The organism is Streptomyces sp. NPDC059454, from assembly GCF_042749965.1.
GTDB lineage: Bacteria > Actinomycetota > Actinomycetes > Streptomycetales > Streptomycetaceae > Streptomyces.
In genome coordinates, this window is the sequence record NZ_JBHYVC010000087.1 from 19701 (window position 1) to 25306 (window position 5606).

The window sequence follows — 5606 nt, forward strand, 5'->3', positions numbered from 1 at the left end:
GCGGTGTAGTGCACCGCGGCCGACTCCGCCCACGCGTGCAGCATCTGCAGCACGCCGATGTCGGTCTCCCGGCCCGCGAACTTCACCACCAGGCCGATGAACTCCCGGGCCGGCAGCAGCGCGTCCCGCGTCATGTTCCACAGCGCCGACCAGCACAGGGCGCGGGCCAGCGGGTCGGTGAGGTCGCCCAGGCCGCTGCGGAGCGCCGCCAGCGACGTCTCGTCGAACCGCGTCTTGCAGTACGTCAGGTCGTCGTCGTTGACCAGCACCAGCTCCGGTGCGTCCGCGCCCGCCAGCTCCGCCACGACCGTACGCGCCCCGTCGACGTCCGTCTCGGCCTGCGCGTACCGCTCCAGGGCGCCGGCGTCGGTGCGCCGGTACAGGCCCACCGCCACCCGGTGCGGGCGCAGTTCGGGGTGCGACTCCGCCGCCTCCTGCACGACGGCCAGCTCGTCGATCCGGCCGTCCTCGCGCAACAGCACCTGCGGGGTGAGGGAGTTGACGCCGGCCGTCTGCAGCCAGGCCCGCGACCAGGCGGCCATGTCCCGCCCGCTGGTCTCCTCCAGGACCGACAGCAGGTCGCCGAGGCGCGTGTTGCCGTACGCGTGCCGCTTGAAGTAGCGCCGGGCGCCCTCCAGGAACGAGTCCTGGCCGACGTACGCCACCAGCTGCTTCAGCACGGAGGCGCCCTTGGCGTACGTGATGCCGTCGAAGTTGAGCTTGGCGTCCTGCAGGTCGCGGATGTCCGCGGTGATCGGGTGCGTGGACGGCAGCTGGTCCGCGCGGTACGCCCACGCCTTGCGGCGGTTGGCGAAGGTGATCCAGCCGTCGGTGAAGCGGGTCGCGCCGACCAGCGAGAACGCGCCCATGAAGTCCGCGAAGGACTCCTTCAGCCACAGGTCGTCCCACCACTCCATGGTGACCAGGTCGCCGAACCACATGTGCGCCATCTCGTGCAGGATGACGTTCGCCCGGCCCTCGTACGACGCCCGTGTCACCTTGCCCCGGAAGATGAACTCCTCCCGGAAGGTGACCATCCCCGGGTTCTCCATCGCGCCCAGGTTGTACTCGGGCACGAACGCCTGGTCGTACTTGCCGAACGGATACGGGTAGTCGAAGTGGTCGTGGAAGAAGTCCAGACCCTGCTTGGTCACCAGGAACACGTCGTCGGCGTCGAAGTGCGGCGCGAGACCCTTGCGGCACATGGCGCCGAGCGGGATCTCCAGGCGCGTACCGTCCTCGAGGACCCGCTCGTAGGAGTCGGTCACGTAGTGGTAGGGGCCGGCCACCACGCAGGTGATGTACGTCGAGATCGGCTTGGTCTCCGCGAACCGCCACACCCCGTCGGCGAGTTCACCGGCCCCGTTGCTCCACACCGTCCAGCCCTCGGGCGCGCGCACCTCGAAGCGGTAGGGCGCCTTGAGGTCGGGCTGCTCGAAGCCCGCGAAGACCCGGCGGGAGTCGGCCGGCTCGTACTGGGTGTAGAGGTAGACTTCGCCGTCCTCGGGGTCGACGAAGCGGTGCATGCCCTCGCCGGTGCGGGAGTAGGCGCACCGCGCGTCGACGACGAGTTCGTTCTCGGCGGCCAGGTCCTCCAGGGCGATCCGCGAACCGTCGAAGACCTGGCCGGGGTCGAGGTCCCGCCCGTTGAGGGAGACGGCCGTGACGGCCGGCGCGATCAGGTCCGCGAAGCTGCTCGCGCCCGGCTCGGCGCAGCGGAACCGGACGGTGGTGACGGAGCGGAAGGTGCGCGGGCCCTCACCGCCGTTCTCGCCGACCGCCGACCGCAGGTCCAGGGACACCTCGTACCCGTCGACGGACAGCAGGGCTGCCCGCTCCCGGGCCTCGTCGCGGGTCAGATTCTCACCGGGCACGGGCGGCACTCCTCAGGCGTCGTCGACAGGGATGAACAGGACCGATCCTGCCATGCGCTCCTGACGCGGGGCAGCCGGGAACGGCCGGGAGGACCGGGGACGGCGGGCCGGGCCGGGAATGGCCGGCAGGAGGCGCGGTGTTTCCCCGGAGAAACACTTCCCTCACTGAGGAGCGACATGTCGGAGAAGTCTCCCGCCACGCCCGTCGACTTCTGGTTCGACCCGCTGTGCCCCTGGGCCTGGATGACCTCCCGCTGGGTGCTGGAGGTGGAGAAGGTACGGGACATCGAGGTCCGCTGGCACCTGATGAGCCTCGCGGTCCTCAACGAGGACAAGCTCGACGAGCTCCCCGCGGAGTACCGGGAGATGCTCGAGGTCAAGGCCTGGGGCCCGGTCCGGGTGGTGATCGCGGCCCGGCAGGAGCACGGCGCCGAGGTGCTCGGCGACCTCTACACCGCGCTCGGCACCCGCATCCACAACCAGGGCGAGGGTCCGGAGAAGGAGACGGTCGCCGCCGCCCTGAAGGACGTCGGCCTGCCCGAGTCCCTCATGGAGCACTGGGACTCCACCCCGTACGAGCCCGAGCTGCGCGCCTCCCACAAGGAGGGCATCGAGAAGGTCGGCCAGGAGGTCGGCACCCCGGTCATCGCGGTCCCCGGACCCGACGGCGAGGAGATCGCCTTCTTCGGCCCGGTCGTCACCCCGGCGCCCAAGGGCGAGGAGGCCGCCCGCCTGTGGGACGGCACCCTCGCGGTGGCCTCCGTCCCCGGCTTCTACGAGATCAAGCGCACGCGGACGAAGGGGCCGGACTTCAGCAACCTGTGATCACTCGATCAGGGGCATCTTGATGGGCGGGGTGAAGGGCTTCTTGTCCCAGCCGGTACGCAGGTTGCGGCACTGCTTCCCGGTGTCCGGATCCAGTACGTTCACGCAGAGCCGGAACTCGCTCACGCTCACGCGGCCCAGCCGCTTCTTGAGCTCCTCCTGTTCCGCCTTGTTCAGTTGACGGTGCTGCTGTTCCGAGTCGCAGGTCCAGCAGAACTCCCGGGTTGTCCTCTGTGTCGCCATTGCGCCACCATGGCCCGGATCGCCGCATACCGGAAGCCCTCGCGGGTCACGTCCCCGCGAGGGCTTCCCTCTTTCCTCCTGCCGGGTGAACGGTGAGAAGACGATCACGAGGCAGGACACTTATTGCAATCTCCTTGCAACTGCACGCTAGCAGCGAAAAAGGCCGTCCGTGAGTCCTTGGGACGCGAAACGGCCCCCGCGTGTTCACGCGAGGGCCGTCGGCGCGGGCGTCAGTGCCGGGCGCGCGCCCGCTGCCAGGCGTATCCCCCGGCCGCCAGGAGCAGCGTCATCGCGCCCGTCGAGTACAGCTGCACCCGTGTGTCCGGCTCCCGGGCCATGAGGACGAAGACCGCCGCCATGCCGGCCAGCGCCGCCCAGGTCAGCCACGGGAACGCCCACATCCGCACCGTCAGCCTCTCCGGCGCCTCACGCTCCAGCCGGCGGCGCAGCCGCAGCTGGGAGACGGCGATGAAGGTCCAGACGACCAGGATCACCGCGCCGATGGTGTTCAGCAGCCAGGCGAAGACGTCGTCCGGCCGCCAGTAGCTCAGCAGCACGCACAGGAAGCCGAAGGCCGAGGAGGCCAGTACGGCGATCTGCGGCACCCCGCCCGACACCCGGCCGAGCGCCTTCGGGCCCTGGCCCCGCTCCACCAGGGAGTAGCCGATGCGCGAGGCGCCGTAGATGTTGGCGTTCATCGCGGACAGCAGCGCGACCAGGATCACGACGTTCATCACCTGGTCGGCGCCCGGGATGCCGAGACGGTCCAGGGCGGCGACGTACGGGCCGTCCTCGACCACCGCCGGGGAGTCCCACGGGACCAGGGTGACGACGACCGCCATCGAACCGATGTAGAACAGCGCGATCCGCCACATCGCCGTACGGACCGCGCCCGCCACGCCCTTGACCGGGTCCCGCGACTCGGCCGCCGCGATGGTCACCGTCTCCAGACCGCCGTACGCGAAGACGGAGGCGAGCAGCCCGATCACCAGGCCCTCCGCGCCGTTGGGGAGGAAGTCGGTGAGGTGGGAGGCGCCCGGGGAGTCCGTGCCGGGCAGCACGCCCGCGACGGCCAGCACGCCGAGCACCAGGAACAGGGAGATCGCGCCGACCTTGAGGGCCGCGAACCAGAACTCGAACTCGCCGAAGTTCTTCACCGCCGCGAGGTTCGTCCCGCAGAACACCACCATGAACAGCGCCACCCACGCCCACGCGGGCGTACCCGGCAGCCAGCCGGTGACGATCGTCGCGGCGCCGATGCCCTCCAGGCCGACCGCCGTGCACAGCAGCACCCAGAACGACCAGCCGGCGGTGAACCCCGCCCAGGGCCCGATCGCCCGCTCGGCGTGCGCCGAGAAGGAGCCCGACGACGGATGCGCGGCGGACATCTCGCCCAGCATTCGCATCACCAGCATCACCAGGAGGCCGGAGAGGGTGTAGGCGACGACCACGGACGGACCGGCGGCGGCGATGGCCGACCCGGAGCCGACGAACAGCCCGGCGCCGATCACCCCGCCGAGGGCGATCATCGACAGATGGCGTTGCTTCAGGCCGTGCGAGAGGGAGACGCCGTCCGCCTCGGGAGGCGTCGCGGCCGGGGGTGCCGCCTGGCCGGGCGAAGTCGAGGACGTGGGGGAGGTGCGGGGCATGGGCGCGACTCGTCCAATGCGGGAGACGGCAAAAACGCCACCCAGTCTGGTCGGCCTTCCACGCGCACGGGGAGGCCGACCAGCATATGGACACGTGACATGCGGAGGGTGATGTTCCGGTTACCTGGCGGCCGTCACATGGTGCGAGGCGTCGTCCGGACCGCTTGGTGGATCCCTACAGCCGCCGTTCCCGTGCCGGATGTTGGCGAAACCACGTCACCTCAGTGACCGGAGTCACCCCGTGCCCCTCGTCCGTCCCGCTCTTTGTCCGGAGCCCACCAAGTCCGCGTCGGCGCCTTTGTCGACCGCTGACGGTGATCGGCGCGCGGGCGCCGGTATAGCGTCGCGGTGTCCCCAACCGCCCTCACCCCGCGGAGACCTCATGAGCACCGCTACCGTCACGTCCGCCCGATCCGGACAGGTCCTCGCGGACCTCATCCCGGCCTCCCGTGTCCGGGACGCCGCGCTCGTGCTCGGCGGCGCCGCGCTCACCGGCCTCGCCGCCCAGATCGCGGTGCCCGTCCCCGGCTCCCCGGTGCCGGTGACCGGCCAGACCTTCGCGGCGCTCCTCGTCGGCACCGCCCTCGGCGCCCGCCGGGGCTTCGTCTCCCTGGCGGTGTACGCGCTGGTGGGCGCGGCCGGCGTGCCGTGGTTCGCGGAGGGCAGGGCGGGGACGGGGATGCCGTCCTTCGGCTACGTCCTCGGCATGCTGCTGGCCTCCGTCGTCGTGGGCGCCCTGGCCCGCCGCGGCGCCGACCGCTCCGTCTGGCGCACGGCGGGCACCATGGTGCTCGGCTCGGCGGTCATCTACGCCGTCGGCGTGCCCTACCTGGCCCTCGCCACCGGCATGTCCGCCTCCGCCGCGATCGCGGCCGGCCTCACCCCGTTCCTCGTCGGCGACGCCCTGAAGGCGGCCCTGGCGATGGGCGTGCTGCCCACCGCCTGGAAGTTCGTCGACAAGCGGTAACCGCCCGGGTTCTGCGACGAGAGGCTCGGCGGGGGCGCCGTACGGCGC

Annotated in this window: 5 protein-coding genes; 2 read left to right on the top strand and 3 right to left on the bottom strand. The window is 71.1% G+C overall.

The genetic code is table 11. The annotated features are described in order from the left end of the window. Positions 1-1874, bottom strand: a 1874-nt coding sequence (gene pepN, locus ACFXAE_RS34070; RefSeq protein WP_384722856.1) for an aminopeptidase N, incomplete at its 3' end; no start/stop codon positions are given. Positions 1875-2051: 177 nt separating this feature from the next. Here pepN and ACFXAE_RS34075 point away from each other — a divergent pair. Continuing rightward, positions 2052-2699: a DsbA family protein gene (locus tag ACFXAE_RS34075; protein WP_384722859.1), complete on the top strand. Its 648-nt coding sequence runs from the start codon at positions 2052-2054 to the stop codon at positions 2697-2699. Here ACFXAE_RS34075 and ACFXAE_RS34080 read toward each other — a convergent pair whose 3' ends face one another. Beyond that, complete coding sequence (locus tag ACFXAE_RS34080) at positions 2700-2942, bottom strand: hypothetical protein (RefSeq protein WP_384722862.1); 243 nt, start codon at positions 2940-2942, stop codon at positions 2700-2702. 230 nt (positions 2943-3172) lie between these two features. Beyond that, on the bottom strand, positions 3173-4591 hold the full coding sequence (locus ACFXAE_RS34085) for an amino acid permease (protein WP_384722865.1): 1419 nt from the start codon (positions 4589-4591) through the stop codon (positions 3173-3175). A gap of 382 nt (positions 4592-4973) precedes the next feature. Here ACFXAE_RS34085 and ACFXAE_RS34090 point away from each other — a divergent pair, with 382 nt between their 5' ends. Then, the gene (locus ACFXAE_RS34090; RefSeq protein ID WP_384722868.1) at positions 4974-5558 is read left to right on the top strand and encodes a biotin transporter BioY; all 585 of its coding nucleotides are present in this window, start codon (positions 4974-4976) and stop codon (positions 5556-5558) included. Positions 5559-5606: the final 48 nt, after the last annotated feature.